The organism is Klebsiella sp. ME-303 (assembly GCF_007910085.1).
GTDB lineage: Bacteria > Pseudomonadota > Gammaproteobacteria > Enterobacterales > Enterobacteriaceae > Klebsiella > Klebsiella michiganensis.
Window position 1 is genome coordinate 301003 of record NZ_VOJB01000061.1, and the last position, 24299, is coordinate 325301.

The 24299-nt window shown below is 54.9% G+C and carries 27 protein-coding genes and 3 tRNA genes; 21 read left to right on the forward strand and 9 right to left on the reverse strand.

Annotated elements, in window-relative coordinates; all coding sequences use genetic code 11:
• Positions 1–83: 83 nt before the first annotated feature.
• A complete protein-coding gene (locus FQK12_RS06920; RefSeq protein ID WP_014229595.1) occupies positions 84–1436 on the forward strand; it encodes a GGDEF domain-containing protein in 1353 nt (450 codons plus the stop codon).
• A gap of 41 nt (positions 1437–1477) precedes the next feature.
• Here FQK12_RS06920 and slyA read toward each other — a convergent pair whose 3' ends face one another.
• Positions 1478–1918 carry a transcriptional regulator SlyA gene (gene slyA / locus FQK12_RS06925; protein ID WP_016810099.1) on the reverse strand — a complete coding sequence of 147 codons (441 nt, stop codon included), beginning with the start codon at positions 1916–1918 and terminating at the stop codon, positions 1478–1480.
• A gap of 171 nt (positions 1919–2089) precedes the next feature.
• On the opposite strand from slyA, the gene FQK12_RS06930 reads away from it, so the two are divergent.
• The 3 genes from FQK12_RS06930 to FQK12_RS06940 are packed head-to-tail and all read left to right on the forward strand — an operon-like array spanning position 2090 to position 5257.
• Positions 2090–2326, forward strand: coding sequence for a DUF1656 domain-containing protein (locus FQK12_RS06930; RefSeq protein WP_014229596.1), 237 nt, complete (start codon positions 2090–2092; stop codon positions 2324–2326).
• Between the two features lie 10 nt (positions 2327–2336).
• Complete coding sequence (locus FQK12_RS06935) at positions 2337–3233, forward strand: HlyD family secretion protein (RefSeq protein ID WP_014229597.1); 897 nt, start codon at positions 2337–2339, stop codon at positions 3231–3233.
• On the forward strand, positions 3233–5257 hold the full coding sequence (locus tag FQK12_RS06940; RefSeq protein ID WP_014229598.1) for an FUSC family protein: 2025 nt from the start codon (positions 3233–3235) through the stop codon (positions 5255–5257). Before FQK12_RS06935 ends, FQK12_RS06940 begins: the two co-directional genes overlap by 1 nt.
• On the opposite strand, the gene sodC is transcribed toward FQK12_RS06940, so the two are convergent.
• The 3 genes from sodC to FQK12_RS06955 are packed head-to-tail and all read right to left on the reverse strand — an operon-like array spanning position 5250 to position 7015.
• The gene (sodC, locus tag FQK12_RS06945; RefSeq protein WP_004119475.1) at positions 5250–5771 is read right to left on the reverse strand and encodes a superoxide dismutase [Cu-Zn] SodC; all 522 of its coding nucleotides are present in this window, start codon (positions 5769–5771) and stop codon (positions 5250–5252) included. The genes FQK12_RS06940 and sodC overlap by 8 nt on opposite strands.
• Before the next feature lie 59 nt (positions 5772–5830).
• On the reverse strand, positions 5831–6727 hold the full coding sequence (locus FQK12_RS06950) for an aldo/keto reductase family oxidoreductase (RefSeq protein WP_014229599.1): 897 nt from the start codon (positions 6725–6727) through the stop codon (positions 5831–5833).
• 48 nt (positions 6728–6775) lie between these two features.
• Positions 6776–7015, reverse strand: a complete 240-nt coding sequence (locus FQK12_RS06955) for a DUF1289 domain-containing protein (protein WP_004113446.1) — start codon at positions 7013–7015, stop codon at positions 6776–6778.
• Positions 7016–7158: 143 nt separating this feature from the next.
• Here FQK12_RS06955 and FQK12_RS06960 point away from each other — a divergent pair, with 143 nt between their 5' ends.
• From FQK12_RS06960 to rnt, 4 genes are all read left to right on the forward strand, one after another.
• Positions 7159–7758, forward strand: coding sequence for a TetR/AcrR family transcriptional regulator (locus FQK12_RS06960; protein ID WP_014229601.1), 600 nt, complete (start codon positions 7159–7161; stop codon positions 7756–7758).
• Positions 7759–7811: 53 nt separating this feature from the next.
• Positions 7812–8909 carry an alkene reductase gene (locus FQK12_RS06965; RefSeq protein ID WP_004851469.1) on the forward strand — a complete coding sequence of 366 codons (1098 nt, stop codon included), beginning with the start codon at positions 7812–7814 and terminating at the stop codon, positions 8907–8909.
• A 79-nt stretch (positions 8910–8988) separates the two neighbouring features.
• Positions 8989–9396, forward strand: coding sequence for a lactoylglutathione lyase (gene gloA / locus FQK12_RS06970; RefSeq protein WP_004119471.1), 408 nt, complete (start codon positions 8989–8991; stop codon positions 9394–9396).
• 106 nt (positions 9397–9502) lie between these two features.
• Positions 9503–10147: a ribonuclease T gene (gene rnt / locus FQK12_RS06975; RefSeq protein WP_014229602.1), complete on the forward strand. Its 645-nt coding sequence runs from the start codon at positions 9503–9505 to the stop codon at positions 10145–10147.
• Between the two features lie 51 nt (positions 10148–10198).
• Here rnt and grxD read toward each other — a convergent pair whose 3' ends face one another.
• Positions 10199–10546, reverse strand: a complete 348-nt coding sequence (grxD, locus tag FQK12_RS06980) for a monothiol glutaredoxin 4 (protein ID WP_004102692.1) — start codon at positions 10544–10546, stop codon at positions 10199–10201.
• Between the two features lie 339 nt (positions 10547–10885).
• On the opposite strand from grxD, the gene FQK12_RS06985 reads away from it, so the two are divergent.
• Together FQK12_RS06985 and sodB are read left to right on the forward strand one after the other, a co-directional pair.
• The gene (locus FQK12_RS06985) at positions 10886–11740 is read left to right on the forward strand and encodes a C40 family peptidase (RefSeq protein WP_014229604.1); all 855 of its coding nucleotides are present in this window, start codon (positions 10886–10888) and stop codon (positions 11738–11740) included.
• Between the two features lie 124 nt (positions 11741–11864).
• Positions 11865–12446: a superoxide dismutase [Fe] gene (sodB, locus tag FQK12_RS06990; RefSeq protein ID WP_014229605.1), complete on the forward strand. Its 582-nt coding sequence runs from the start codon at positions 11865–11867 to the stop codon at positions 12444–12446.
• A gap of 56 nt (positions 12447–12502) precedes the next feature.
• Here sodB and FQK12_RS06995 read toward each other — a convergent pair whose 3' ends face one another.
• Positions 12503–13669 carry an MFS transporter gene (locus FQK12_RS06995; RefSeq protein ID WP_004851479.1) on the reverse strand — a complete coding sequence of 389 codons (1167 nt, stop codon included), beginning with the start codon at positions 13667–13669 and terminating at the stop codon, positions 12503–12505.
• A gap of 165 nt (positions 13670–13834) precedes the next feature.
• Entirely contained in the window at positions 13835–13924 is a 90-nt protein-coding gene (locus FQK12_RS07000; RefSeq protein ID WP_049082851.1) for a YnhF family membrane protein, read from the reverse strand.
• 296 nt (positions 13925–14220) lie between these two features.
• Here FQK12_RS07000 and purR point away from each other — a divergent pair, with 296 nt between their 5' ends.
• Complete coding sequence (gene purR / locus FQK12_RS07005) at positions 14221–15246, forward strand: HTH-type transcriptional repressor PurR (protein WP_004851481.1); 1026 nt, start codon at positions 14221–14223, stop codon at positions 15244–15246.
• An 18-nt stretch (positions 15247–15264) separates the two neighbouring features.
• Here purR and punR read toward each other — a convergent pair whose 3' ends face one another.
• Positions 15265–16176: a DNA-binding transcriptional activator PunR gene (punR, locus tag FQK12_RS07010; protein ID WP_014229606.1), complete on the reverse strand. Its 912-nt coding sequence runs from the start codon at positions 16174–16176 to the stop codon at positions 15265–15267.
• A 112-nt stretch (positions 16177–16288) separates the two neighbouring features.
• Between punR and punC the strand changes: the two genes are divergently transcribed.
• Together punC and cfa are read left to right on the forward strand one after the other, a co-directional pair.
• The gene (punC, locus tag FQK12_RS07015; protein WP_014229607.1) at positions 16289–17473 is read left to right on the forward strand and encodes a purine nucleoside transporter PunC; all 1185 of its coding nucleotides are present in this window, start codon (positions 16289–16291) and stop codon (positions 17471–17473) included.
• Positions 17474–17771: 298 nt separating this feature from the next.
• A complete protein-coding gene (gene cfa, locus FQK12_RS07020; protein WP_014229608.1) occupies positions 17772–18920 on the forward strand; it encodes a cyclopropane fatty acyl phospholipid synthase in 1149 nt (382 codons plus the stop codon).
• Between the two features lie 29 nt (positions 18921–18949).
• Here cfa and FQK12_RS07025 read toward each other — a convergent pair whose 3' ends face one another.
• A complete protein-coding gene (locus tag FQK12_RS07025; RefSeq protein WP_014229609.1) occupies positions 18950–19585 on the reverse strand; it encodes a riboflavin synthase in 636 nt (211 codons plus the stop codon).
• Positions 19586–19814: 229 nt separating this feature from the next.
• On the opposite strand from FQK12_RS07025, the gene mdtK reads away from it, so the two are divergent.
• The 8 genes from mdtK (at position 19815) to FQK12_RS07065 (ending at position 24284) form a co-directional block, all read left to right on the forward strand.
• A complete protein-coding gene (gene mdtK / locus FQK12_RS07030; protein WP_014229610.1) occupies positions 19815–21188 on the forward strand; it encodes an MdtK family multidrug efflux MATE transporter in 1374 nt (457 codons plus the stop codon).
• A gap of 210 nt (positions 21189–21398) precedes the next feature.
• Positions 21399–21475, forward strand: a tRNA-Val gene (locus FQK12_RS07035).
• A 4-nt stretch (positions 21476–21479) separates the two neighbouring features.
• Positions 21480–21556 (forward strand) — tRNA-Val (locus FQK12_RS07040).
• Between the two features lie 4 nt (positions 21557–21560).
• Positions 21561–21637 (forward strand) — tRNA-Val (locus FQK12_RS07045).
• A gap of 444 nt (positions 21638–22081) precedes the next feature.
• The gene (locus tag FQK12_RS07050; RefSeq protein ID WP_004136767.1) at positions 22082–22267 is read left to right on the forward strand and encodes a general stress protein; all 186 of its coding nucleotides are present in this window, start codon (positions 22082–22084) and stop codon (positions 22265–22267) included.
• An 88-nt stretch (positions 22268–22355) separates the two neighbouring features.
• On the forward strand, positions 22356–22853 hold the full coding sequence (locus FQK12_RS07055) for a ferritin-like domain-containing protein (protein WP_014229611.1): 498 nt from the start codon (positions 22356–22358) through the stop codon (positions 22851–22853).
• Positions 22854–22885: 32 nt separating this feature from the next.
• Complete coding sequence (locus FQK12_RS07060) at positions 22886–23392, forward strand: ferritin-like domain-containing protein (protein WP_009653688.1); 507 nt, start codon at positions 22886–22888, stop codon at positions 23390–23392.
• 19 nt (positions 23393–23411) lie between these two features.
• Positions 23412–24284, forward strand: a complete 873-nt coding sequence (locus FQK12_RS07065) for a manganese catalase family protein (RefSeq protein ID WP_014229612.1) — start codon at positions 23412–23414, stop codon at positions 24282–24284.
• Positions 24285–24299 lie beyond the last annotated feature (15 nt).

Sequence of the window (24299 nt, forward strand, 5' to 3'; positions counted from 1 at the left end):
ATCAAGTATTCTCCAGCCAGTATTATTTAAAACATTGCGGCAATTCTGTCGTTTTACCTTCGCATTTTTCAGGGGTGTTGACTATGCGCGTTAATATAAAAAGCTTACCCTGCCGGATATTTATTTACGCTATCGCGTGCAGTCTTTCTATTGCTGTGGTTAATTTTATTACCACCTCATTAATTCATCGTATCTCTACAACATCATCCATGCTTTTCCCTGTGCTAACTATTTCACTGATGGGTTTTCATATTATGATTGCCTGCTTTATGGGCATGAAATATCTGTGTGATAAAAAACAGCTGTACCTGGCCCCGATAGCCTTCGCGTTTACCTGCTCGGCCCTGCTGATGCTGGGAACGATAGGCAGCTATCCCGACTGGCTGGTCTGTGCTCAGGGGCGCGAGATCAATCAAAATGACGCGCTGATTTTTTATTTTTTCCGCAACGTGATGATGGCTGTTTTATTTATAACCTCAATTATTTTATATCGCATCCGACATATTACCGGCCACTCAAGAAAAATTCACGGTGCGGTGCTCAGTAGTTGTTTTATTTTTATCAGCGCAACGCTCATATTATCGTGGGTTCATTCAAGCAACTCGCCGTTGCTAAGCATTGAATTCATTGACAATCTAACCTATACCTTTACGCCACTATGGCATAATCGCATTGGCTGGCTATTAATTATCATATGGTCATTAACGCTGATTTTAATGATCGGCCTGACTCGGCTGCGTAATATATTCTGGTACAGCGGCGCCTTTTTTTGTACCGCCTATATCTTTACGCTGCTGGTGCTGCTCTCCACGGTTAGCGGTAACGCTCACTCCTGGAATCAGGCGCGGCTTTTTGAAACGCTTAGCACCCTGTTTCTGATTTTAATTCTGCTTGGTGACGTTTTTATACTCTATCGTGAATCAAACGAAAGATACGTCCGCTCTTACCAGAACTCGATTCGCGATCCCCTGACCCGGCTGTATAACCGCAGCTATTTCTATGACACCCTGACTCAGCGATTGTCGAAGGCTTCCGCTTCACAGCCGCTGTCGGTCATCGTCTGCGACCTCGATCGCTTTAAGCGCATCAACGACACCTACGGTCACGTGCAGGGAGATAAGGTGATTCAGTTTGCTGCCAGCGTGTTGCAGAACAACGTGCGCCAGGACGACGCTGCCGCGCGTATCGGCGGGGAAGAGTTTGCCCTGCTGCTGGTGAATATCGGCGCCAACGAAGCGCTGGCAATCGCCGAACGTATCCGCCTGTCGGTCAGCGAGAAGCAGGAGGGATTACCGGAGAGAATGACCATCAGTATGGGCGTGTTCACCACTCAGGATGCGCACGTTTCGGCAGAAGAGTGCGTTAAGCGCGCGGATACCGCGATGTATGAAGCGAAAAACAGCGGGCGTAACCGCGTAGTGGTCTGGCATGAATGAATAAAAAAGAGGCCTTGAGAGTCCTCAAGGCCTCGCTAAGGTCAATCTTTTGCCTGGAGATCGAGAATATTGTGTTCAAGTTTACGAATCAAATTAAGCAGCGTTTCCACCTCTTCCTTAGATACGCCGGCCAGAATCTCATCACGCGTTTTTCCGATAACCTCTTCCATTTCGTTGATCAGAGGCTCGGCTTTTTCGGTAAGCTTGATACGTTTTGCCCGCCGATCGTTAGCACAGGTCTGGCGAGAAATAAGCCCTTTCTCCTCCAGCTGGTCGAGCGTGCGAACCAGCGACGGCTGCTCAATACCTATGGCTTTCGCCAGCTGAATCTGCGACTGTTCAGGCGGCAGCTGGTGAATGTTATGCAGCGTGACCCAGTGCGTCTGCGTTAACTCCAGAGGTTTCAGGCGATGGTCGATTAGCGCGCGCCAGACGCGCACCAAACGTGCCAGATCAGAACCAAGTGGCGATTCCAATTTCATCTCCTTATAATTAGCTTGCTAAGTTATTATACTGATTTTAGAATAGTGTGCAGCATTTAAATTACCAAAACAAATGAATTACCCGATTCACTAAAATCAGAACAATGATTTACAATGTGAATAATCGCATAACCTGAACATTCTTCCTGCAACGGCAAAGGATTTTTGCTTGTGAAACTGAGTCTTAACACTGCCGGATTGCCGCTCCAGGACCTGGTGTTCGGCGCTTCTGTCTATTTCCCTCCCGTGTTTAAAGCCGTTTTGCTGGGCTTTTTTATCTGGTTGATTATCCACCGCCAGCTGCGGGACTGGATGTATGCAGGCGAGATTTGGCATCCCCTGCTAATGGACCTCTCCTTCTTTGCGCTCTCCGTCTGTCTGGCGCTGGTTTTACTGACTATCTGGTAATGTTCATTACATGAAGAAACTAAAATACTTATCCACGCTGCTGGTCGCCGCGCTGGCTATTATTGCCGCCTGGCTGGTCTGGAATTACTACACGCAATCACCGTGGACCCGCGACGGCAAGGTCCGCGCCGAGCAGGTTGGCGTCACACCCCAGGTTTCCGGAAGCATCCTGCAGCTCAACGTGCGCGACAACCAGCTGGTTAAAGCGGGAGACGTGCTGTTCAGAATCGATGACACGCCTTATAAAATCGCCCTGCTCAACGCCCGGGCGCAGCTTGCTAAAGCCAAAGCGGAAGTCGCCCGCGCGCAGGCAGAACAGAAAAAAGCCGCCAGCGATGCCAGCCGTCGGCGTCATCTATCACAGAACTTTATCTCGGCAGAAGATTTAGAAAACGCCAATACCGCGCTGAATACCGCCACGACCAACCTCGAAGCCGCTAAGGCCGTGGTTGGCGTGGCGCAGGCCACCCTCGATCACGCCCAATGGCAGCTCACGCAGACGGAAATAAAAGCGCCGGTCGACGGTTGGGTCACCAATCTCTCAACCCGGGTTGGCGACTACGCCGCCGTTGGCCACCCGGTTTTCGCCCTCGTGGATAGCCGCTCCTTCTACGTGGTGGGTTATTTTGAAGAAACGAAACTGCGCAATATCCGTCCCGGCGACAGCGCGCAGATCATTCTTTATAGCAGCAAGCAGAAGTTACAGGGTCACGTAAGCAGCATCGGACGCGCCATCGTCGACCAGAGCGTGGAGAGCGGCGGCGATCTGGTGGCGAACATTAAACCGAATATTCCGTGGGTCCGACTTGCCCAGCGCGTACCGGTGCGTATTGAGTTTGATCATTTGCCGCCGGATACCATCCTGGTCTCCGGTACCACCTGCACCGTAGCCATCGGCGCGCAATAATGAAGCTGCAGGCTCTGACGTGGCGCTCGCTCCCGTGGATTAAGGCCAGCCGTCCGCAGTGGCGCTATGCCTTGCGTAACGGGATTGCCATGTGCCTGGCGCTGAGCGTCGCCTACTGGCTGAATCTTGACGAACCCTACTGGGCGATGACCTCCGCCGCGGTGGTCAGCTTTCCCACCGTCGGCGGGGTGATTAGCAAAAGCTTCGGGCGTATTGCCGGCAGCCTGCTCGGCGCCTGCGCGGCGCTGCTGCTGGCCGGGCATACGCTCAACGATCCGTGGCTGTTTCTGTTCAGCATTTCGGCGTGGATAGCCCTCTGCACGTGGGCCTGCGCGATGTTTACCAATAACGTCGCCTACGCTTTCCAGCTTGCGGGCTACACCTGCGCGATTATCGCTTTCCCGGTTATCAATATCACCGACGCGAACGAACTGTGGACCATCGCCCAGTCGCGCGTCTGCGAAGTCATCGTCGGTATTTTGTGCGGCGGGCTGATGATGATGATCTTACCGAGCACCTCCGATGGCGCTACGCTGCTGACGGCGCTGAAAAACATGCATGCGCGCCTGCTGGAACATGCCAGCCTGCTGTGGGTGCCGGAAACGACCGATGCCATTCGCACCGCGCACGAGAGCGTGATCGGGCAAATCCTGACCATGAATCTGCTGCGCATTCAGGCCTTCTGGAGCCACTATCGCTTTCGTCGGCAAAATCCGCTGCTGAACTACCTGCTGCATCAACAGCTGCGAATGACCAGCGTGATTTCGAGCCTGCGGCGAATGCTGCTCAACTGGCCCACCGCGCCCGCCCGCACCCGCGAGATACTGGAGTCGTTGCTCAACGCGTTATCTCATGCCAACGCCGACGCCCTGAGCGTTGCCCGCATCATTGCTCCGCTGGCGCCCCCTGCGGACGCTGACTACCGGCATATCGCCTTCTGGAAGCGTCTGCGCTACTTCTGTCGTCTCTATCTGGTGAGCAGCCGCTGGCTCAGGCGCATCGAAAACGCCAGCGCGATAACGGAATTTAACGTACCTTCCGCGCCAGCGCTGGCTCGCCATACCGATCAGGCCGAAGCCTTATGGAACGGCGTACGCACCTTTTGCGCGCTGGTGATGGTCGGCGCCTGGGGAATTAGCACCCAATGGCAGGCCTGCGCCGCAGCCCTGACCCTGGCGGCGATCTGCTGCGTGCTCTATTCGGTCTCTCCTTCGCCGTTTAAGTCACTAACGCTGCTGATGCGTACCCTGATCCTGCTTTCACTCTTTAGCTTTGTGGTGAAGTTTGGCCTGATGGTGCAGATAACCGATTTATGGCAGTTCTTGCTGTTTCTGTTTCCCCTGCTGACCACCATGCAGTTGCTGAAACTCCAGATGCCTAAGCTCGCCGGACTGTGGGGGCAGCTGATTGTATTTATGGGGTCGTTTATTTCGGTGACCAACCCGCCGGTCTACGACTACGCATCGTTTCTTAACGATAATCTGGGTAAAATCATCGGCGTCGGCCTTGCCTGGCTGGCGTTCGCCATCATCAGCCCGGGTTCAGACGCGCGTAAAAGCCGCCGTCATATCCGTGCGTTACGGCGTCACTTTGTCGACCAGCTAAGCCGCCGCCCGCAGCATAGCGAGCATGAATTTGAATCGCTGGTTTATCACCACATCAGCCAGCTCAGCAATAGCCAGGATGCGCTGGCGCGCCGCTGGCTGCTGCGCTGGGGCGTGGTTTTGCTCAACTGTTCCCACGTGGTGTGGCAGCTTCGCGAGTGGGAAACCCGTTCCGACCCGCTATCGCAGGTGCGCGATTTATGCATCAGCCTGCTGCGGGATGTGATGAGCGAGCGCGGGGTACAGCAGCGGCCGCTCGCCTCGACGCTGCAGGAGCTGCAGCGCATCTGCGACGCGCTTAATCACCACCACCAGCCGGCAGCCAAAGAGCTGGCGGCGGTTATCTGGCGACTGTGGTGCGCGCTGTCGCAGCTGGAACAGGCGCCCATTGCCGGCACCTTAACGGAAAGAACTACTTAATCACGCCGCAGGCGAACCGCTCGCCGCCGCCGCCAAGGGGCTGCGGGCTATCGGACATATTGTCGCCCCCCACGTGAATCATCAGCGCCTTCCCTTTAACCTCATCCAGCGTTTTTAAGCGCGGCGCGACCACCGGCTGGGTTGCTTTACCGTCGTTATTGACCACCAGGAACGGCAGATCGCCGAGGTGACCGGCGCCGTCGGGACCTTCATGCTTACCGGTTTTTTGCGGATCGTAGTGCCCGCCTGCCGCGCCAGCGGCGACGGCTTTACCCTCTTTAATCGCGGGCTGGCAGCTGCCGTTGGCATGGATATGGAAGCCGTGCTCGCCGGGAGGCAGCGCCTTCAGGTCTGGCGTAAATTCCAGGCCTTTCGCGGTTTCGCTGATTTTAACGCTACCGATAGCCTGACCGACGCTCTGGCTGGTGACAAGATTGATATCGACGCTTTCACTGGCCGCCTGCGCGCCTGCGCACGCGGCCAGGGTAAGTATGGCGAGAATACATCGTTGCATAACACCTCCTTAATGGCTCTGTCGCTACTAAGTGTAGGCCATTGCGGAGGTGATGGGGTTTACGGAACGTCGTAACCTAACGCCGCTTTGCGGATACGGAACCACTGCTGGCGGGACATCTTCAGCTTTTCGGCCGCCACCGCGGAACGCACGCGCTCTATTTTCCCTGAGCCAATAATCGGCAACGGCTGCGACGGCAGGCGCAGGATCCAGGCATACACCACCTGCTCAATGCACTCCGCATTCAGCTCCTGAGCAACGCGCGCCAGCTCATCGCGCAGCGGCAGGAAGCTGTCGTCGTTAAACAAACGACCGCCGCCGAGGCAGGACCATGCCATCGGGCGAATACGCAGCTGCTGAAGCTGATCCAGCGTACCGTCAAGCAGCGGCGGCTGATGAACCGGAGAAATTTCCACCTGGTTGGTCGCCAGGGTAAACGGCAGGCGCGACTGCAGCAGGGTAAACTGGGCGGGGGTAAAATTCGATACGCCGAAGTGACGAACCTTGCCGCTATGGTGAAGGGCCAGGAAGGCTTCCGCCACTTCATCCGCATCCATCAGCGGGTCCGGACGATGAATCAGCAGCAGGTCAATATGGTCGGTGGCAAGGTTACGCAGCGACTGCTCCGCGCTGAGAACAATATGGTCGCGGTCGGTAATATAGTGACCGATGGTGTTTTCCGCCCGCGCTTTCGTGGCAATCCCGCACTTGGTGACAATTTCCATCCTGCTGCGCAGATGCGGCGCCAGCTTTAGCGCTTCGCCAAACGCCGCCTCGCAGCGATAGTCACCGTAAATATCGGCATGATCGATGGTGGTAATGCCCAGATCCAGGTGTTGCTCAACAAAGCCCATCAGCGCCTGAGCGGACATATTCCAGTCCATCAGACGCCAGTAGCCCATCACAAAACGAGAGAATTCCGGCCCCTGCGGAGCCATAGCAATACGCTGAACCATAACAGCTTCCTCAATAAAAAAGTGCCCTGAGTATACGCAATTTTAGGCTTAAAACAGTGAGGGTTGCTGCGGTTCTTCCGCACTATCCTGCTTAGCTGCGCGTAATTTGCGCAGTAGCCGCTGTCGGCACAGACGCAAAACATCCTGCTTTTGCGCATCGCTCATTTTCTGCCAGTTGAAACGCTCGTCGCGGCTACGCATACACCCCCGACAGTAGCCGCGCTCATCAGACTGACAAATCCCCCGGCACGGACTCTGTACCGGGAAGAATTCCAGTTGTTCAGCCACTTCGCCTCTCCTGCCGCTTATCTCTTTCTTTATTGAAGACGTTTCATCCGCCGTACGCAAATTTTGTTCATCAGCCTCTGCGCCAGGCGGCATTTTTTAATTATGACTTGCATTAGACCAATCGGTCTATTACAGTGAGCGCCATGAACAAGCACAGTGAATGTAACACCCGCGAACATATCCTGGCCACCGGCGAGCAGCTCTGCATGCATCGGGGGTTTACCGGTATGGGTCTGAGCGAACTGCTGAAAACAGCGGAGGTGCCGAAAGGCTCTTTCTATCACTACTTTCGCTCTAAAGAAGCCTTTGGCGTTGCGCTGCTCGACCATCACTACGCCGGATATCTTCAGCGCCTGGTCGATCATTTTGACCACGGCGAGGGGAACTATCGCGATCGCCTCCTGGCCTACTATCAGCATACGCTGACGCAGTTTTGCCAGCAGGGCATCATCAGCGGCTGTCTGACGGTGAAGCTGTCGGCAGAGGTCTGCGATCTGTCGGAAGATATGCGCACCGCGATGGATAAAGGCGCCAGCCAGATCATCGTTCTCCTCGGCGACGCGCTGGAGAAAGGCCGTCAGGAGGGCAGCCTTGCGTTTGACGGAGACGCCTTAACGCTCTCGCAGGTGCTTTACTCCCTGTGGCTGGGGGCGAATCTGCAGGCTAAAATTACGCGTAGCGCAACGCCGCTGGAAAGCGCCCTTGCCCACGCCAAACGTATTATTGCTGCGCCTGCCGTTTAACAGGCGTTTTTATTTATCCCGTTTCAAGACGACCGGTCTACTCAGGAGTCATTATGTCAGAATCAAAGTTGTTTACCCCGTTGAAAGTGGGTGCGGTAACCGTACCGAATCGCGTGTTTATGGCTCCGCTGACGCGTCTGCGCAGCATTGAACCGGGCGATATTCCAACCCCGCTGATGGGCGAATACTACCGCCAGCGCGCCAGCTCCGGCCTGATTATTTCCGAAGCCACCCAGATCTCCGCTCAGGCTAAAGGCTACGCGGGCGCACCGGGCCTGCACAGCCCGGAGCAGATTGCCGCATGGAAAAAAATCACCGCCGGCGTACACGCGGAAAACGGGCGTATTGCCGTTCAGCTGTGGCACACCGGGCGCATTTCCCACAGCAGCATTCAGCCGGGTGGCGCCGCGCCGGTTGCGCCATCGGCCATTAGCGCGGGTACCCGTACCTCGCTGCGTGATGAAAACGGCCACGCTATTCGCGTAGACACCTCGATGCCGCGCGCGCTCGAAACCGCCGAGATCCCGGGGATCGTTGATGATTTCCGCCAGGCGGTAGGCAACGCCCGCGATGCCGGCTTTGACCTTGTCGAACTGCACTCCGCGCACGGCTACCTGCTGCACCAGTTCCTTTCCCCTTCTTCCAACCATCGTACTGACCAGTACGGCGGCAGCGTGGAAAATCGCGCTCGCCTGGTGCTGGAAGTGGTTGATGCGGCGAGTAAAGAGTGGAGCGCCGACCGTATCGGGATTCGCGTCTCGCCTATCGGCAGCTTTCAGAACGTCGATAATGGCCCGAATGAAGAAGCCGACGCGCTCTATCTCATCGAAGCGCTGGCCAAACGCGGTATTGCTTACCTGCATATGTCCGAGCCGGACTGGGCTGGCGGCCAACCGTACAGCGATGAATTCCGTCAGAAAGTCCGCGACCGCTTCCCGGGCGCTATTATCGGCGCTGGCGCCTACACGGTGGAAAAGGCAAACGATCTGATCGGTAAAGGCCTGATCGATGCCGTGGCCTTCGGTCGCGACTATATTGCCAACCCGGATCTGGTCGCGCGCCTGCAGAAGAAGGCCGCGCTGAATCCGCAGCGTCCGGAAAGCTTCTACGGCGGCGGCGCGGAAGGTTATACCGATTACCCTACCCTGTAATCCCTCCATTGATAGCGGCGGGTTATCGCCGCTATACTCAACGCTCTGATGTATCAAAACAAACTGCATAGGGGACATTATGCGCTTACTTCACACCATGCTGCGCGTTGGCGACCTGCAACGTTCTATTGAGTTTTACACCAACGTGCTGGGCATGAAACTGCTGCGCACCAGCGAAAACACTGAGTATAAATATTCGCTGGCATTCGTGGGTTACGGCGAAGAGAGCGATACCGCCGTGATTGAGCTGACCTATAACTGGGGCGTTGATAAGTACGATCTCGGCAGCGCTTATGGCCATATCGCGCTCAGCGTTGAAAACGCGGCCGAAGCCTGCGAGCGTATCCGCCAGAACGGCGGCAACGTGACGCGTGAAGCCGGCCCGGTCAAAGGCGGCACCACCGTCATCGCCTTCGTCGAAGATCCGGATGGCTATAAAATTGAACTGATTGAAGAGAAAGACGCCGGAAAAGGCCTCGGCAACTAATCGGCTGCGGGCACCCGCGGTGCCTGCTGTTTTATCCCCTTCCTGCTGCAAGCCGCGGCAAAATTTGCCATAATGCGCGCTACTTTTTTCCAGCTAAGAGAATCTGATGTCCGAGAACGTTCAACTTAATGGTCTGTGCGACCGTTTTCGCGGTTTTTATCCTGTGGTAATCGATGTTGAAACCGCCGGATTTAATGCCAAAACCGACGCCCTGCTGGAGATCGCCGCTATTACGTTGAAAATGGATGAGGAAGGCTGGCTGATGCCGGACGAAACGCTGCATTTTCATGTTGAGCCTTTTGAAGGCGCCAACCTGCAGCCCGAAGCGCTGGCTTTTAACGGTATTAACCCTAACGATCCCGAGCGCGGCGCGGTGAGCGAATACGATGCGCTGCACGCGATTTTTAAAATGGTCCGCAAGGGAATGAAAGAGAGCGACTGCAGCCGCGCGATTATGGTCGCGCACAACGCCACGTTCGATCACAGCTTTACCATGGCGGCGGCAGAGCGGGCTGGCCTGAAACGTAACCCCTTTCATCCGTTCGTGACCTTCGATACCGCGGCTCTGAGCGGCCTGGCGCTGGGTCAAACGGTGCTGTCGAAAGCCTGTATTGCCGCGGGAATGGCATTTGATGGTACTCAAGCACACTCGGCGCTTTACGATACCCAGCAAACCGCCCAGCTGTTCTGCGAAATCGTCAACCGCTGGAAGCGCCTTGGCGGCTGGCCATTACCCGTGGCCGAAGAGTAAGCGATAAAAAAAGCGACTTCACCGGAAGTCGCTTTTTTATTGGCAGCCGAATTACTCTGCTTTCGGTTCGTCAGTCTTGTACTTCGCGGCCGTTTCTTTGATCAGCTGCTGCAGTTCGCCGCGCTGATACATTTCAATCACGATGTCACAGCCGCCGACCAGTTCACCGTCAACCCACAGCTGCGGGAAGGTCGGCCAGTTAGCGTATTTCGGCAGCTCTGCGCGGATGTCCGGATTTTGCAGGATATCGACGTAGGCAAAACGTTCGCCACAGGCGGAGAGCGCCTGAACGGCCTGAGCGGAGAAACCGCAGCTTGGCAGCTTCGGCGACCCTTTCATGTACAGCAGGATCGGGTTTTCAGCGATTTGACGTTGGATTTTTTCTAAAGTCGTGCTCATTGTCGTGCTTCCTTAAACTTCTTTACGGCAGTAATTTGTCATTGTAGCGCCCTGGGCGCAGGACCGATAATAACATTTTTTTCACTTGCCACATTTTATCTTCTGTCGGCATAAGTTGCCTTAAAAATATCATTTTATTGCTATACGCGGCAACGCATTGCGCGTTTTTCATGCGCGGGTACCGTTGACGGAAGCATTTTTTTGCAAATGTTAACCAAACGAGACGTTAGATACAAAAGAGTAGTAACTCTCCACGATTTTATGCTTTAGAATCGATGCGGTTTGTCATTCATCGTCAGGCATCTGTATATGTCTGTAATTTAATCAGGGGATTGCTCAGTGGCGCGTCTTAACAAAATCGCGATTTCGCTCTGTGCATTACTTTTCACATCTATTTCACTTACGCCGCTGGCGCATGCTTCCGGGCATACGCACGCTTCGGCCACGCCAAAAGCGCATCCGGCCAAGGGCACGACCGCAGAGCGTAAGAAAAAAGCAGCCAGTTCTAAAAGTAAAACCACCGCCAAAACCCCCAGCAAGAAAACGTCGACCGCCAGCCGCAGCAAATCAACCGCGTCACGCCAGACTGCCAGCGCCACAAAAAAATGCGTTCTGCGCAAAGGCTATAAAAAACTGTGCGCCAGTTCGACAAGGTCGATAGCGGAAAGCAAGATGGCAACCGCAAGCGTGCAGAAAAAGTGCGTGGTGCGTAAAGGCTATAAAACCCGCTGCAAACCGGTTGCCGACGAGCCGCAGCTGACCATCGCCGACGCGCATAAAGCTCGGGTACAAAAGGCGCAAAGCACCGCCATGTCCAAGCTGATGGATCAGATTGGCAAACCCTATCGCTGGGGCGGCACCTCTCCGCGTACCGGGTTTGATTGTAGCGGTCTGGTCTATTACGCCTATAAGGACCTGGTTAAAATTCACATTCCGCGCACCGCCAATGAGATGTATCACCTGCGCGACGCCCGTCCTGTGGATCGCGGTGAGCTGCAAAGCGGGGATCTCGTCTTCTTCCGCACCCGCGGGCGCGGCACTGCCGATCACGTCGGGGTTTACGTTGGCAACGGCAAATTTATCCAGTCTCCGCGTACCGGCCGCGACATTCAGATCACCTCATTAAGCGACGATTACTGGGTACGCCACTACGTGGGCGCACGTCGCGTCATGACGCCGAAAACCATTCGCTAATTGTGCCTTGTCGCTGCGGCGACAGGGTAACTCTCTCTTTTGCCACATCTTTTAATTTGCTACTATTATTACCCTGCGTAATACATGGTTATTACGCAGGCAAACTATAAAAAGGAGAGTAGCAATGTCGTTCGAATTACCTGCATTACCATATGCAAAAGACGCCCTGGCGCCGCACATTTCCGCAGAAACCCTGGAATACCACTACGGTAAACACCACCAGGCCTACGTCACCAACCTGAATAACCTGATCAAAGGCACCCCCTTTGAAGGCAAAACCCTGGAAGAGATCGTGCGTTCTTCCGATGGCGGCGTTTTTAACAACGCCGCTCAGGTCTGGAACCACACCTTCTACTGGAACTGCCTCGCGCCGAACGCCGGCGGCGAACCGCAAGGCGAACTGGCGGCGGCTATCGCTAAGTCCTTCGGCAGCTTCGCTGATTTCAAAGCCAAATTCACCGACGCAGCGGCAAAAAACTTCGGCGCAGGCTGGACCTGGCTGGTGAAAAACGCCGACGGTAGCCTGGCCATTGTCTCCACCAGCAACGCCGGTACGCCGCTGACCAGCGACGCGACTCCGCTGCTGACCGTGGATGTCTGGGAACACGCTTATTATATCGACTACCGTAACGCCCGTCCGAACTATCTGGAGCACTTCTGGGCGCTGGTAAACTGGAAGTTTGTTGCTGCTAATCTGGCTGCATAAAAGCAAACCGCAGAAGCCTTGCAGCTTCTGCGGTTATTGTATGACTTCACGCAATATTAACGGTTGGCGAACGCCTCTTCCGGCTGCGCCCGGCCGCTGAACAGCACCAGCAGTAGCGCCACGCCCGCGATAATCGCCCCCATCACCGGGACAAAGGCATAGCCCAGGCCGCCAGAGATGACCGCGCCGCCCGCCGCCGCGCCCAGCGCGTTTCCGAGGTTAAAAGCCCCGATATTGACCGATGATGACAGCCCCGGCGCTTCGTGGGCGACGCGCATCACGCGCATCTGCAAAGGCGGCACCACCGCAAAGGTCGCCGCGCCCCAGACCACCATACTGATTGCCGCACCCACCTGCGATTGCGCCAGCAGCGGGATCGCCAGCATGATAACCATCAGCAGCAGCAGAAAGCCCTTCAGCGTCCCGCTAACGGAACGGTCGGCAAACTTACCGCCAAGGTAGTTACCCAGCGAGAAGCCGACGCCAATCAGCACCAGCATGGCGGTCACAAACAGCGGAGAGGCGTGGGTGATGGTATGCAAAACGGGAGAAATATAGGTATAAAGCGTGAACATCGCCCCTGCCCCCAGTACCGTCGTCAGCAGCGCCGACAGCACCTGCGGACGCATCAGCACGGAAAGCTCCTGCTTGACGTCAGGGCGCTCGCCGGCGCTGCCCTTCGGTAGAGAAAACCACAGACCGATAATCGCAATCACGCCCAGCCCCGCCGTGGCAAGAAACGACATCCGCCAGCCGATGGTTTCGCCCAGCCAGGTCGCCGCGGGAACGCCGCCGATATTGGCTATCGTCAGCCCCATAAACATCGTCGCCACGGCGCTGGCCTGTTTGTGTTTTGGCACAACGCTCGCCGCCACCACCGAACCCAGGCCGAAGAAGGCGCCGTGGTTAAGGCTGGTAATAATGCGCGACAGCAGCAGCGTGGTGTAATCCGGAGCAATGGAAGAGAGTACGTTACCGAGGGTAAAAATTGCCATCAGGAAGATCAGCGCATTTCTGCGCGCGCGGTGGGAGAGCAGCAGAGTCATCAGCGGCGCGCCGACCATCACGCCGATGGCATAGGCGCTAATCAGCATTCCCGCCGCCGGAATCGAAACGTCCACGCCTTTAGCGATAACCGGTAATAGCCCCATCGGGGAGAACTCGGTTGTGCCGATACCAAAGGCACCGATCGCCAGCGCGAGCAGGGGAAAATTGATTTTCATGCAGGGACTCCATCAGGCCGCCTTCCGCGACGGCATCTCATCAGAAGTCAAAAGCATGACATCAATCACAGAAAAACAAAAGTGAACGAAATGGCAAAAGATTTTTGCGAAAATGATAATAATGGCGGAGAGAAAGGGAGAGCGGCCTCTCCCTTAATCGCATAATTAGTGCAGTACTGCAGTCAAACCTGCGGCAACAATCAAACCAAGAACAATAATCGTTGTCGTCAGCGAAAACTTTAAATTTGTATCCATCAATTTTTCCCCCTGATTATCCCCACATGAAAAGTGAGCTTGCTCATTTTTACACAGAATAGCGTAAAAATCTTCCGAGATTTAGAGTGATGCACATTTTTGCTCTTCCCCTTTGCCCCAAGATCGGACAAAATCCCACGCTAATTTGAAAGCGTATCGGCCATTGACCCCTTCCTGTCGTTCTGTGTCGTTTTCCCGACGTGATGCCATGCTCAATTTTGGCGCCAGGGTGTGTACAGGCAAACGTTTACGTACCGATAAACAGACGATCAGGTCAAGGTCTGGAGTGAGAAGTAATGGCAACTATTAAAGATGTAGCGAAGCGCGCAAACGTTTCCACTACAACAGTGTCACATGTGATTAACAAAACCCGATTCGTTGCGGAAGAGACGCGCAATGCGGTGTGGGCGGCAATAAAAGAACTGCATTACTCCCCCAGCGCCGTTGCCCGCAGCCTGAAGGTCAATCACACCAAATCTATTGGTCTGCTGGCAACCAGCAGCGAAGCGGCCTATTTCGCTGAGATTATCGAAGCCGTCGAGAAGAGCTGCTTCCAGAAGGGCTACACCCTGATCCTCGGCAACGCGTGGAACGACCCGGAGAAACAGCGCGCCTATCTGTCAATGATGGCGCAGAAACGCGTAGACGGCCTGCTGGTGATGTGCTCCGAGTATCCGGAGTCGGTGTTAAGCATGCTGGAAGAGTATCGCCATATTCCGATGGTAGTGATGGACTGGGGCGAGGCAAAAGCCGACTTCACCGACTCGGTTGTCGATAACGCCTTTGAAGGCGGCTATATCGCCGGGCGCTACCTTATTGAGCGCGGGCATCGCGATATCGGCGTGATCCCCGGCCCGCTGGAGCGTAACACCGGCGCAGGCCGGCTGGCAGGTTTTATGAAAGCGATGGAAGAGGCGCAGATTAGCGTTCCGGAAAACTGGATTGTGCAGGGTGATTTTGAGCCGGAATCCGGCTACCGCGCCATGCAGCAAATTCTCGGCCAGCACCCTCGCCCAACGGCCATCTTCTGCGGCGGGGATATTATGGCGATGGGCGCCATCTGCGCGGCGGATGAAATGGGTCTGCGCGTGCCGCAGGATATTTCGCTGATCGGTTATGATAACGTGCGCAACGCCCGCTACTTTAGCCCGGCGCTGACCACCATTCATCAGCCTAAAGACTCTCTTGGCGAAGCGGCGTTTAACATGCTGCTGGACCGCATCGTTAATAAGCGTGAAATCTCGCAGTCGATTGAAGTCCACCCTCGCCTGGTCGAGCGCCGTTCCGTGGCCGACGGCCCGTTTGTCGATTATCGCCGTTAACCTTTCCCGCGGCGTCGGTCATTCCGGCGCCCGCAGCCACTCCCGGTTTAGCGTTTCGCTATCGCCAAGGTAATCCAGCAGCCATAGCAGCGCCGGCGAGGCATCGCTTTGCTGCCACGTCAGGCAGCATGCGGCGTCCGGGAAGGGGTTCTCCAGCTCCAGCGCCGTCCATGCGCCGCTATCAAGCCACGGGCGCGCTAAATGCCCGGGTACCATACCGACGCACAGTCCGGCGGAGAGACAGGTTTCTGAGGCATCCCAGTCCGGCACCACCACCCTCTTCTGGTTATCCAGCAGCCAGGTGGTCCGCTTCGGCAGCGAGCGCGAGGTATCCTCCCTGACCAGCGACGGCCAGTTGCGCAGGACGTCATCGCTCAGAGGCCCGGCCATTTGGGCCAGCGGATGGTGGCTCGCGACGACGCAGTCCCAGCTCAGCATTCCCATATCGCGAAAGGCGTAGCGGCCCCCTACCGGAATTGAGCGCGTCGCGCCGATGGCCAGCTCCACGCGACCGTCGGCGAGCGCATCCCAGACGCCGTTGAACACCTCCTGAAAAACAATCAGTTCGACGTCATCAAAATGACGATAGAAATCAACGATCATCTGCCGCATGCGCGTGGGTTTAACGATATTATCCACCGCAATAGAGAGCTGCCCGCGCCAGCCGTTGGCTATCTGCTGGCACTGCTGGCGGGTGATCTGCATTTTTTTGATAACAGATCGCCCCTCCTGTAAAAACCAGACGCCGGCCGGCGTTAATTCCACATCACGATGACGGCGTTCGAACAGCGGTACCGCCAGCCACTCCTCCAGCTGACGCACGGTATAGCTGACGGCCGAGGGTACGCGGTGCAGTTCCTGCGCTGCGGCGCTAAAGCTGCCGTTACGGGCGACAGCATCGACAACTTCAAGCGAGTATTCGGACCACATTTTCTGCCTGCAAAATTTTTGAATTCACCTGACAAATATTAGCGTTTCACAAGCCTTAATGCACTCCCTACACTCTGCGCCATCGTACCTGCAACAATAAAAAGAGAAGATGATGCAACAACCTGGGAAAGGATTTTTAGTCTGGCTGGCAGGACTCAGCGTACTGGGCTTTCTGGCGACCGATATGTATCTTCCGGCTTTCGCCGCCATGCAACAAGATTTGAACACTTCTGCGGCCTCCGTCAGCGCTAGCCTGAGCCTGTTCCTGGCAGGCTTTGCGCTGGGCCAGCTTTTCTGGGGGCCCCTTTCCGATCGCTATGGCCGCAAACCGGTGCTGTTGAGCGGGCTGGCCATTTTTGCTATCGGCTGTCTGGGGATGCTGTGGGTTCGCGATGCCAACCTGATGCTCGCGCTGCGATTTATTCAGGCCCTGGGGGTTTGCGCCGCCGCGGTGACCTGGCAGGCGATGGTCACCGATTATTATCCAGCGCAAAGAACCAACCGGATTTTCGCCGCCATTATGCCGCTGGTCGGTTTATCGCCGGCGCTGGCGCCGCTGCTCGGCAGCTGGCTGCTGGTCCATTTTGAATGGCAGGCTATTTTTGCCGTGCTGTTCGCGATTACCCTGCTGCTGATGCTGCCCGCCCTGCGCCTGAAGCCAGCGAACAAACCGGTTGCCAGCGCCCAGCAGAAGCTCACGTTTCTCACCCTGCTGCGCTCGCGCGAGTATAGCGGTAACGTGCTCATCTACGCCGCCTGTTCCGCCAGCTTTTTTGCCTGGCTGACGGGGTCGCCGTTTATTCTTCATGAAATGGGCTATGGCCCGACCGTTATCGGCCTGAGCTACGTTCCGCAAACTATCGCGTTTCTGGTGGGCGGTTATGGCTGCCGCGCGGCGCTGCAAAAATGGCAGGGCCAGCAAATTCTGCCCTGGCTGCTGACGATTTTCGCCCTCAGCGTCGCCGCCACCTGGCTGGTAGGCCTGCGGGAAAACGCCACGCTCGTTGGTTTGATGATTCCGTTCTGCGCCATGGCGGTGGTGAATGGCGGTATTTACCCTATCGTCGTCGCGCAGGCCCTGAAGCCATTCCCGCAGGCGACCGGTCGCGCCGCTGCGCTGCAAAACACCCTGCAGCTTGGCCTCTGTTTCCTTACCAGCCTGCTGGTCTCGACGCTGATTGCCACCCCGCTGCAAACGACCACCAGCGTGATGCTGGTCTCCATCGTGCTGGCCGGGATGGGCTACCGCATGCAGCACAAAGCCGCGCATCTGGAAACAAAATCGTCACATGCTTAAGGTAATGTGCTGATAGTGCTAAGATCCAGTAATTAGCTTGCTAAGATATTTTTGTTGAAAGCCTGTTTTTAGCGGCCTATACTGGATCCGGCGTCACATAAATAGAAAACTAATTGATTTTAACGGGAGCAGGATGCATCCCGTTTCACCATGGAAGGCCTTTCGGCAAGGGTTACCTCCCTTCCTCTGTTCTACGTCGGATAGCAGCCTCACGGATTATCCGTGAGATTTCTCACAAAGCCAAAAAAGCGTCTACGCTGTTTTAAGGTTCTGATCACTTGGGCGTGATGGAGAAGCTATGAGTTCATCGTGTATAGAAGAAGTAAGTGTACCAAATGATGACTGGTACCGAATTGCAGCTGAATTATTAGGCCGTGCGGGCATTGAAATTAATGGTCCTGCTCCCTCCGACCTGCGAATTAAAAACCCTCTCTTTTTTAAGCGCGTTTTACAGGAAGGGTCGCTGGGGTTAGGCGAGAGCTATATGGACGGCTGGTGGGATTGTGAGCGGCTGGATATATTTTTCCATAAAGTTTTACGCGCCGGTCTGGAAAATCAGCTTCCCCATCATTTCAAAGATACCTTGCGTATCGCCAGCGCACGCTTATTCAATCTGCAAAGTAAAAAACGATCCTGGATTGTCGGTAAAGAGCATTACGATTTAGGTAACGATCTGTTCAGCCGCATGCTCGACCCCTATATGCAGTACTCTTGCGCTTACTGGAAAGACGCGCAGACTCTCGATGACGCGCAGCAGGCAAAATTAGATCTGATCTGCCGTAAACTTGAGCTTGAGCCAGGGATGCGGGTGCTGGATATCGGCTGCGGCTGGGGCGGGCTGGCTTACTACATGGCCAAACATTACCAGGTCAGCGTGGTTGGCGTGACCATCTCGGCAGAGCAGCAGAAAATGGCGCAGCAGCGCTGCGCGGACCTCGACGTCACCATCCTGCTCCAGGACTATCGCGACCTGCACGAAAGCTTCGATCGTATTGTTTCCGTCGGCATGTTCGAACATGTCGGGCCTAAAAATTACGCCACCTATTTTGATGTGGTCGATCGTAATCTGAAACCCGACGGTCGTTTCCTGCTGCATACCATCGGTTCGAAAAAAACCGATCATAGCGTTGACCCGTGGATTAACAAATATATCTTCCCTAACGGCTGCCTGCCGTCGGTGCGCCATATTGCCGAAGCCAGCGAATCGCATTTCGTTATGGAAGACTGGCATAATTTTGGTGCCGACTACGACACGACGCTGATGGCCTGGTATGAGCGCTTCCTCACCAGCTGGCCGGAAATCGCCGACAACTACTCGGAACGCTTCAAACGTATGTTTAGCTATTATCTGAATGCCTGCGCTGGCGCTTTCCGCGCGCGCGATATTCAGCTCTGGCAGGTGGTTTTTTCTCGCGGGGCCGAACACGGCCTGCGCGTGGCCCGCTAAAAATATCCCCCGCGTCGCGGGGGTATTTTTTACTCGGCCGCCGTTTTCAGTGCCGCCTCTTTCGCCGCCAGCACGCGCTCGACGGTATCGATGACCGCCTGAGTCTGCGGATCGATTTCAATATTCACCCGATCGCCCAGCTTTTTCACCCCAAGCGTGGTGCGCTGCAGCGTTTCCGGGATTAAATGAACGCAAAAGCGGGTTGGCGTCACTTCACCGACGGTGAGGCTAATCCCATCTACGCCGATATAGCCTTTATAAAGGATATATTTCATCAACGTCGGGTCCTGAACCTTAAACCAGATCTGGCGGTTATTTTCCGAGGTGAGAATTTTCACCACTTCCGCGGTGGTCATAATATGGCCGGACATCAGGTGACCGCCAATTTCATCGCTGAATTTCGCCGCGCGCTCAACGTTAACGCTGTCGCCCTCGCCGACCTCGCCCAGATTGGTTATACGCAGGGTCTCTTTCATCAGGTCAAAACTCACTCGCGCGCCGTCTATATAGGTGACGGTCAAGCAGCAGCCGTTGTGCGCTACGGAAGCCCCGGTTTCGAGCCCCGCCAGCATATGCTCAGGCAGCTCCACGACGTGGGTGCGAAAGTTAGGTTTTTCATCGATCGCCACCACTTTGGCGGTCCCCTGCACAATACCGGTAAACATATTTTGCTCCTGTATAAATTCGTGACGGTATCAGTACCGTTTTAGGCTATGACGAACAATAACAGGTGGCAAAACAGGTTGCCAGCGCACAACGTGCAGTGGAATTTTTTCACTGGCTAAATGGCTAATCCTCGCTACAATAGTCTGGCAAATCCCTCTGCTTTTCTTCTTGCTGCCACATATGGCGGCTTTTTTAGTCCTCCAATAACAACAATATAAAGGTGTTTACGTGCAGAAGTATTTTATTGAAGCGCGTCAGTTATTAGCACTGGCTATACCCGTTATACTCGCCCAGGTGGCGCAAACCGCCATGGGCTTCGTCGATACCGTGATGGCGGGTGGCTATAGCGCCACCGACATGGCGGCCGTCGCCATCGGCACCTCTATCTGGCTACCGGCGATCCTCTTTGGCCACGGCCTGCTGCTGGCCCTGACGCCCGTTATTGCCCAACTGAATGGTTCCGGCCGTCGCGAGCGTATTGCTCACCAGGTACGCCAGGGGTTCTGGCTGGCTGGCTTCGTCTCCCTGCTGGTGATGGTCGTGCTGTGGAACGCCGGTTACATTATCAGCTCAATGCATAACATCGACCCGGCGATGGCAGAGAAGGCGGTCGGCTACCTGCGGGCGCTGCTGTGGGGCGCGCCCGGCTATCTGTTCTTTCAGGTCGCTCGCAACCAGTGTGAAGGCCTGGCGAAAACCAAGCCGGGTATGGTAATGGGATTTATCGGTCTGCTGGTCAACATTCCGGTGAACTACATTTTTATCTACGGCCACTTTGGTATGCCGGAGCTCGGCGGTATCGGCTGCGGCGTGGCGACGGCATCGGTTTACTGGGTTATGTTTTTCAGCATGCTCTTCTGGGTGCGCCGCGCGCGTTCGATGCGCGATATTCATCACACAGAGCGCTTCAGTAAACCTGATTTCGCCGTCATCCAGCGTCTGGTACAGCTGGGCCTGCCGATTGCGCTGGCGCTGTTTTTCGAAGTGACCCTCTTCGCCGTCGTGGCGCTGCTGGTTTCGCCGTTGGGGATCGTTGACGTCGCTGGGCATCAGATAGCCCTCAACTTCAGCTCGCTGATGTTCGTCTTGCCGCTCTCGCTGGCGGCAGCGGTGACCATTCGCGTCGGTTTCCGTCTCGGGCAGGGTTCCACGCTGGAGGCCCAGACCTCGGCCAGAACCGGCGTCGGCGTCGGGGTGTGCATGGCCGTTTTCACGGCGGTTTTCACCATCCTGATGCGCAAGCAAATCGCGCTGCTGTATAACGATAATCCCGAGGTGGTTACCCTCGCGTCCCAGCTGATGCTGCTGGCGGCGATCTACCAGATTTCCGACTCCATTCAGGTGATCGGCAGCGGAATTCTGCGCGGCTACAAAGACACGCGTTCCATCTTCTTTATCACCTTTACCGCCTACTGGGTATTGGGACTGCCGAGCGGCTACCTGCTGGCGCTGACCGATATCGTGGTACCGCGCATGGGCCCCGCCGGGTTCTGGTGCGGCTTTATTATTGGCCTCACCTCCGCCGCCGTAATGATGATGCTGCGCATGCGTTTCCTGCAGCGTCAGCCTTCCAGCGTCATTTTACAACGCGCGGCGCGCTAGACCGTCGCGGAAGCGAAGCCGCTATCCAACGGCGCTGATTCAGCGCCGTTTTCTCATGCTGGTGAAGAAATATTCTTTTGCATCAGTAAAATATAACCAATATGGATAAAACTTCTGCGATCGTGAGAAATCTGGAAGAAAAGTGACGTTTACCTCTTGCCACAACCCCTCCCTCCCGCTAATATGCGTCCCCGTTGCCACTGCAACATTGCGTTCATAGCTCAGTTGGTTAGAGCACCACCTTGACATGGTGGGGGTCGTTGGTTCGAGTCCAATTGAACGCACCATAATGCGTTTATAGCTCAGTTGGTTAGAGCACCACCTTGACATGGTGGGGGTCGTTGGTTCGAGTCCAATTAAACGCACCATAATGCGTCCGTAGCTCAGTTGGTTAGAGCACCACCTTGACATGGTGGGGGTCGGTGGTTCGAGTCCACTCGGACGCACCATTTCACAGCCTCGTGATCTGGTGCCTTTTATCTCCCGCATTGAAATATCCGAAAATTACTTTCAGCACTGGCAATACGCTATTTTCTGATTTTTCCCGGTCGTGTCCTTAATATCTTTCACCATTCCGACAACTTATTTCCCGCGCTTATGTAAATTGACGTAAAGCCCTGCGCCGCGTCTACGCTGCATTTATTAACGCAGCGGCCCCGCCGATATTCCCTCGCGAATAAAAATCTTTCGTTAGATCATAACCCGTTATGCTGACATTCATTAAAAACAAGCGAAACGGTAACAGCAGTGCAATTCAGAGTATTTCAAAAAATATCACCACAAACCGGTTTGACTGTTCAAAAATAACGACTAAATTTAATTTCTGAACGACAACGGATACGTACCTAAAGCGTATCTTCCTGACATAAACTCAACAACAGAGGTATGAAAATATGGCAGAACATCGTGGTGGTTCCGGTAATTTCGCTGAAGACCGTGATAAAGCATCTGAAGCAGGACGTAAAGGCGGTCAGCACAGCGGTGGTAACTTTAAAAACGATCCGCAGCGCGCATCTGAGGCCGGTAAAAAAGGCGGCCAAAATAGCCATGGCGGCGGGCGTAAATCTGATAATTCCTGATATTAATCGCCTCATTCTCTTGTAACTAAAAGAGTAACCTGCGAGTCTGCGGACTCGCAGTTATTCTCCGTTTATAAAGGTAATTAATATGAATATGAAGAGCATAGAAGACGTTTTTATTCATCTTTTATCGGATACGTATAGCGCAGAAAAACAATTAACCCGCGGCCTGGCGAAACTCGCCAGAGCGGCCTCCAGCGAACAGCTTAGCGCCGCGTTCAAGGCCCACCTGGAGGAGACTCAGGGGCAAATTGAACGTATCGACCAAATTGTCGAACAAGAGCCTGATATCAAAATTAAACGGATGAAATGCGTGGCGATGGAGGGGCTGATTGAAGAAGCTAACGAAGTTATTGAGAGCACGGAGAAAAATGAAGTGCGGGATGCGGCATTAATTGCCGCTGCGCAAAAGGTTGAACATTATGAAATTGCCAGCTACGGCACTCTCGCCACTTTAGCAGAACAGCTTGGCTATAAAAAAGCGGTTAAACTTTTAGCGGAAACGTTAGAAGAAGAAAAATCAACCGACCTTAAATTAACTGACCTGGCGGTCGGCAATATTAATAAAGATGCCCAAAATAAATAGCCAGAGAGTAAACCAATATTAAGGAGTTGATTATGAATTATCTTGAACATTATCACGACTGGCTACGCGATGCGCATGCAATGGAAAAGCAGGCAGAATCTATGCTGGAATCCATGGCGAGCCGCATCGATAATTACCCTGACCTGCGCAGCAGAATTCAACAGCACGTAACTGAAACCAAACGCCAAATTACGGTACTGGAGGAGATTCTGGACCGTAATAATATATCACGCTCGGTGCTGAAGGATTCCATGAGCAAAATGGCCGCGTTAGGTCAATCCATTGGCGGGATGTTCCCTTCCGATGAAATCGTTAAAGGGTCAATTAGCGGTTATGTATTTGAGCAGTTTGAAATTGCCTGTTATACCTCCCTCCTTGCCGCCGCGAATAAAGCCGGCGACACCGCCTCAATCCCCGCTATCGAATCGATTCTGGCAGAAGAGCGGGCCATGGCCGACTGGCTGCTGAAACATATTCCGCAAACAACGGAAGAGTTCCTTCTGCGCTCTGAAGCCGAAGGCGTTGAAGCGAAAAAATAAGCAATAAGGATAAGAGCCTATGTTCCGACACGTTAAGCAGCTTCAGTATACCGTAAGGGTCGCCGAGCCGAATCCGGGACTGGCGAACCTCCTTCTGGAACAATTCGGCGGGCCCCAGGGCGAACTGGCCGCCGCATGCCGGTATTTTACTCAGGGCCTGAGCGATGACGATCCGGGCCGTAAAGATATGCTGATGGACATAGCCACCGAAGAGCTGAGCCACCTTGAAATTATCGGCTCGCTGGTTGGCATGCTCAATAAAGGGGCCAAAGGCGCCCTGGCGGAAGGCGTGGAAAACGAAGCCGACCTGTACCGCTCGCTTACCGCTAACGGTAACGACAGCCATATCACCTCTTTGCTATATGGCGCAGGCACGCCGCTGACCAACTCCGCCGGGGTGCCCTGGACCGCCGCCTATATTGATACGATTGGTGAGCCAACCGCGGATTTACGCTCCAACGTAGCGGCCGAGGCGCGAGCCAAAATCATCTATGAGCGCCTGATCAACGTCACTGATGATCCCGGAGTCAAGGATGCGCTGGCTTTTCTGATGACCCGGGAAGCCGCTCATCAGCTCTCTTTCGAAAAAGCGCTCCAGTCCATCAGAAACAACTATCCGCCGGGGAAATTACCGCCCGTCAATGAATACGCCAGCACCTACTACAATATGTCAGAGGGCGACGACATTCGCGGTAGCTGGAATAGCGATCGGCACTTTGAGTATGTGGCGAATCCCCAGCCTGCAGTCGACGGCGGAGACGGAGGCGTCAGCGTCAAGCTAAGTGCCGAGCAGCAGGCGCTGGTTAAAGCCATGGCGGAACGAACCCAATCCGACCCGGATGGCGATCCTCTTACCGGCGCAGAGCTCGGCGCAGGCAAGAAGAAGCCCTAATCCTCAATAACCTGC

Coding starts and splice junctions, on each gene's coding strand:
- FQK12_RS06965 (WP_004851469.1), top strand. CDS start 7,812: ATGTCAGAATCAAAGTTGTTTACCCCGTTGAAAGTGGGTGCGGTAACC.
- FQK12_RS06920 (WP_014229595.1), top strand. CDS start 84: ATGCGCGTTAATATAAAAAGCTTACCCTGCCGGATATTTATTTACGCT.
- rnt (WP_014229602.1), top strand. CDS start 9,503: ATGTCCGAGAACGTTCAACTTAATGGTCTGTGCGACCGTTTTCGCGGT.
- punC (WP_014229607.1), top strand. CDS start 16,289: ATGCAACAACCTGGGAAAGGATTTTTAGTCTGGCTGGCAGGACTCAGC.
- FQK12_RS06940 (WP_014229598.1), top strand. CDS start 3,233: ATGAAGCTGCAGGCTCTGACGTGGCGCTCGCTCCCGTGGATTAAGGCC.
- slyA (WP_016810099.1), bottom strand. CDS start 1,918: ATGAAATTGGAATCGCCACTTGGTTCTGATCTGGCACGTTTGGTGCGC.
- FQK12_RS07000 (WP_049082851.1), bottom strand. CDS start 13,924: ATGGATACAAATTTAAAGTTTTCGCTGACGACAACGATTATTGTTCTT.
- punR (WP_014229606.1), bottom strand. CDS start 16,176: ATGTGGTCCGAATACTCGCTTGAAGTTGTCGATGCTGTCGCCCGTAAC.
- FQK12_RS06950 (WP_014229599.1), bottom strand. CDS start 6,727: ATGGTTCAGCGTATTGCTATGGCTCCGCAGGGGCCGGAATTCTCTCGT.
- sodC (WP_004119475.1), bottom strand. CDS start 5,771: ATGCAACGATGTATTCTCGCCATACTTACCCTGGCCGCGTGCGCAGGC.
- cfa (WP_014229608.1), top strand. CDS start 17,772: ATGAGTTCATCGTGTATAGAAGAAGTAAGTGTACCAAATGATGACTGG.
- FQK12_RS06995 (WP_004851479.1), bottom strand. CDS start 13,669: ATGAAAATCAATTTTCCCCTGCTCGCGCTGGCGATCGGTGCCTTTGGT.
- grxD (WP_004102692.1), bottom strand. CDS start 10,546: ATGAGCACGACTTTAGAAAAAATCCAACGTCAAATCGCTGAAAACCCG.
- FQK12_RS06935 (WP_014229597.1), top strand. CDS start 2,337: ATGAAGAAACTAAAATACTTATCCACGCTGCTGGTCGCCGCGCTGGCT.
- FQK12_RS06960 (WP_014229601.1), top strand. CDS start 7,159: ATGAACAAGCACAGTGAATGTAACACCCGCGAACATATCCTGGCCACC.
- FQK12_RS07050 (WP_004136767.1), top strand. CDS start 22,082: ATGGCAGAACATCGTGGTGGTTCCGGTAATTTCGCTGAAGACCGTGAT.
- FQK12_RS07025 (WP_014229609.1), bottom strand. CDS start 19,585: ATGTTTACCGGTATTGTGCAGGGGACCGCCAAAGTGGTGGCGATCGAT.
- FQK12_RS07055 (WP_014229611.1), top strand. CDS start 22,356: ATGAATATGAAGAGCATAGAAGACGTTTTTATTCATCTTTTATCGGAT.
- purR (WP_004851481.1), top strand. CDS start 14,221: ATGGCAACTATTAAAGATGTAGCGAAGCGCGCAAACGTTTCCACTACA.
- FQK12_RS07060 (WP_009653688.1), top strand. CDS start 22,886: ATGAATTATCTTGAACATTATCACGACTGGCTACGCGATGCGCATGCA.
- gloA (WP_004119471.1), top strand. CDS start 8,989: ATGCGCTTACTTCACACCATGCTGCGCGTTGGCGACCTGCAACGTTCT.
- sodB (WP_014229605.1), top strand. CDS start 11,865: ATGTCGTTCGAATTACCTGCATTACCATATGCAAAAGACGCCCTGGCG.
- FQK12_RS07065 (WP_014229612.1), top strand. CDS start 23,412: ATGTTCCGACACGTTAAGCAGCTTCAGTATACCGTAAGGGTCGCCGAG.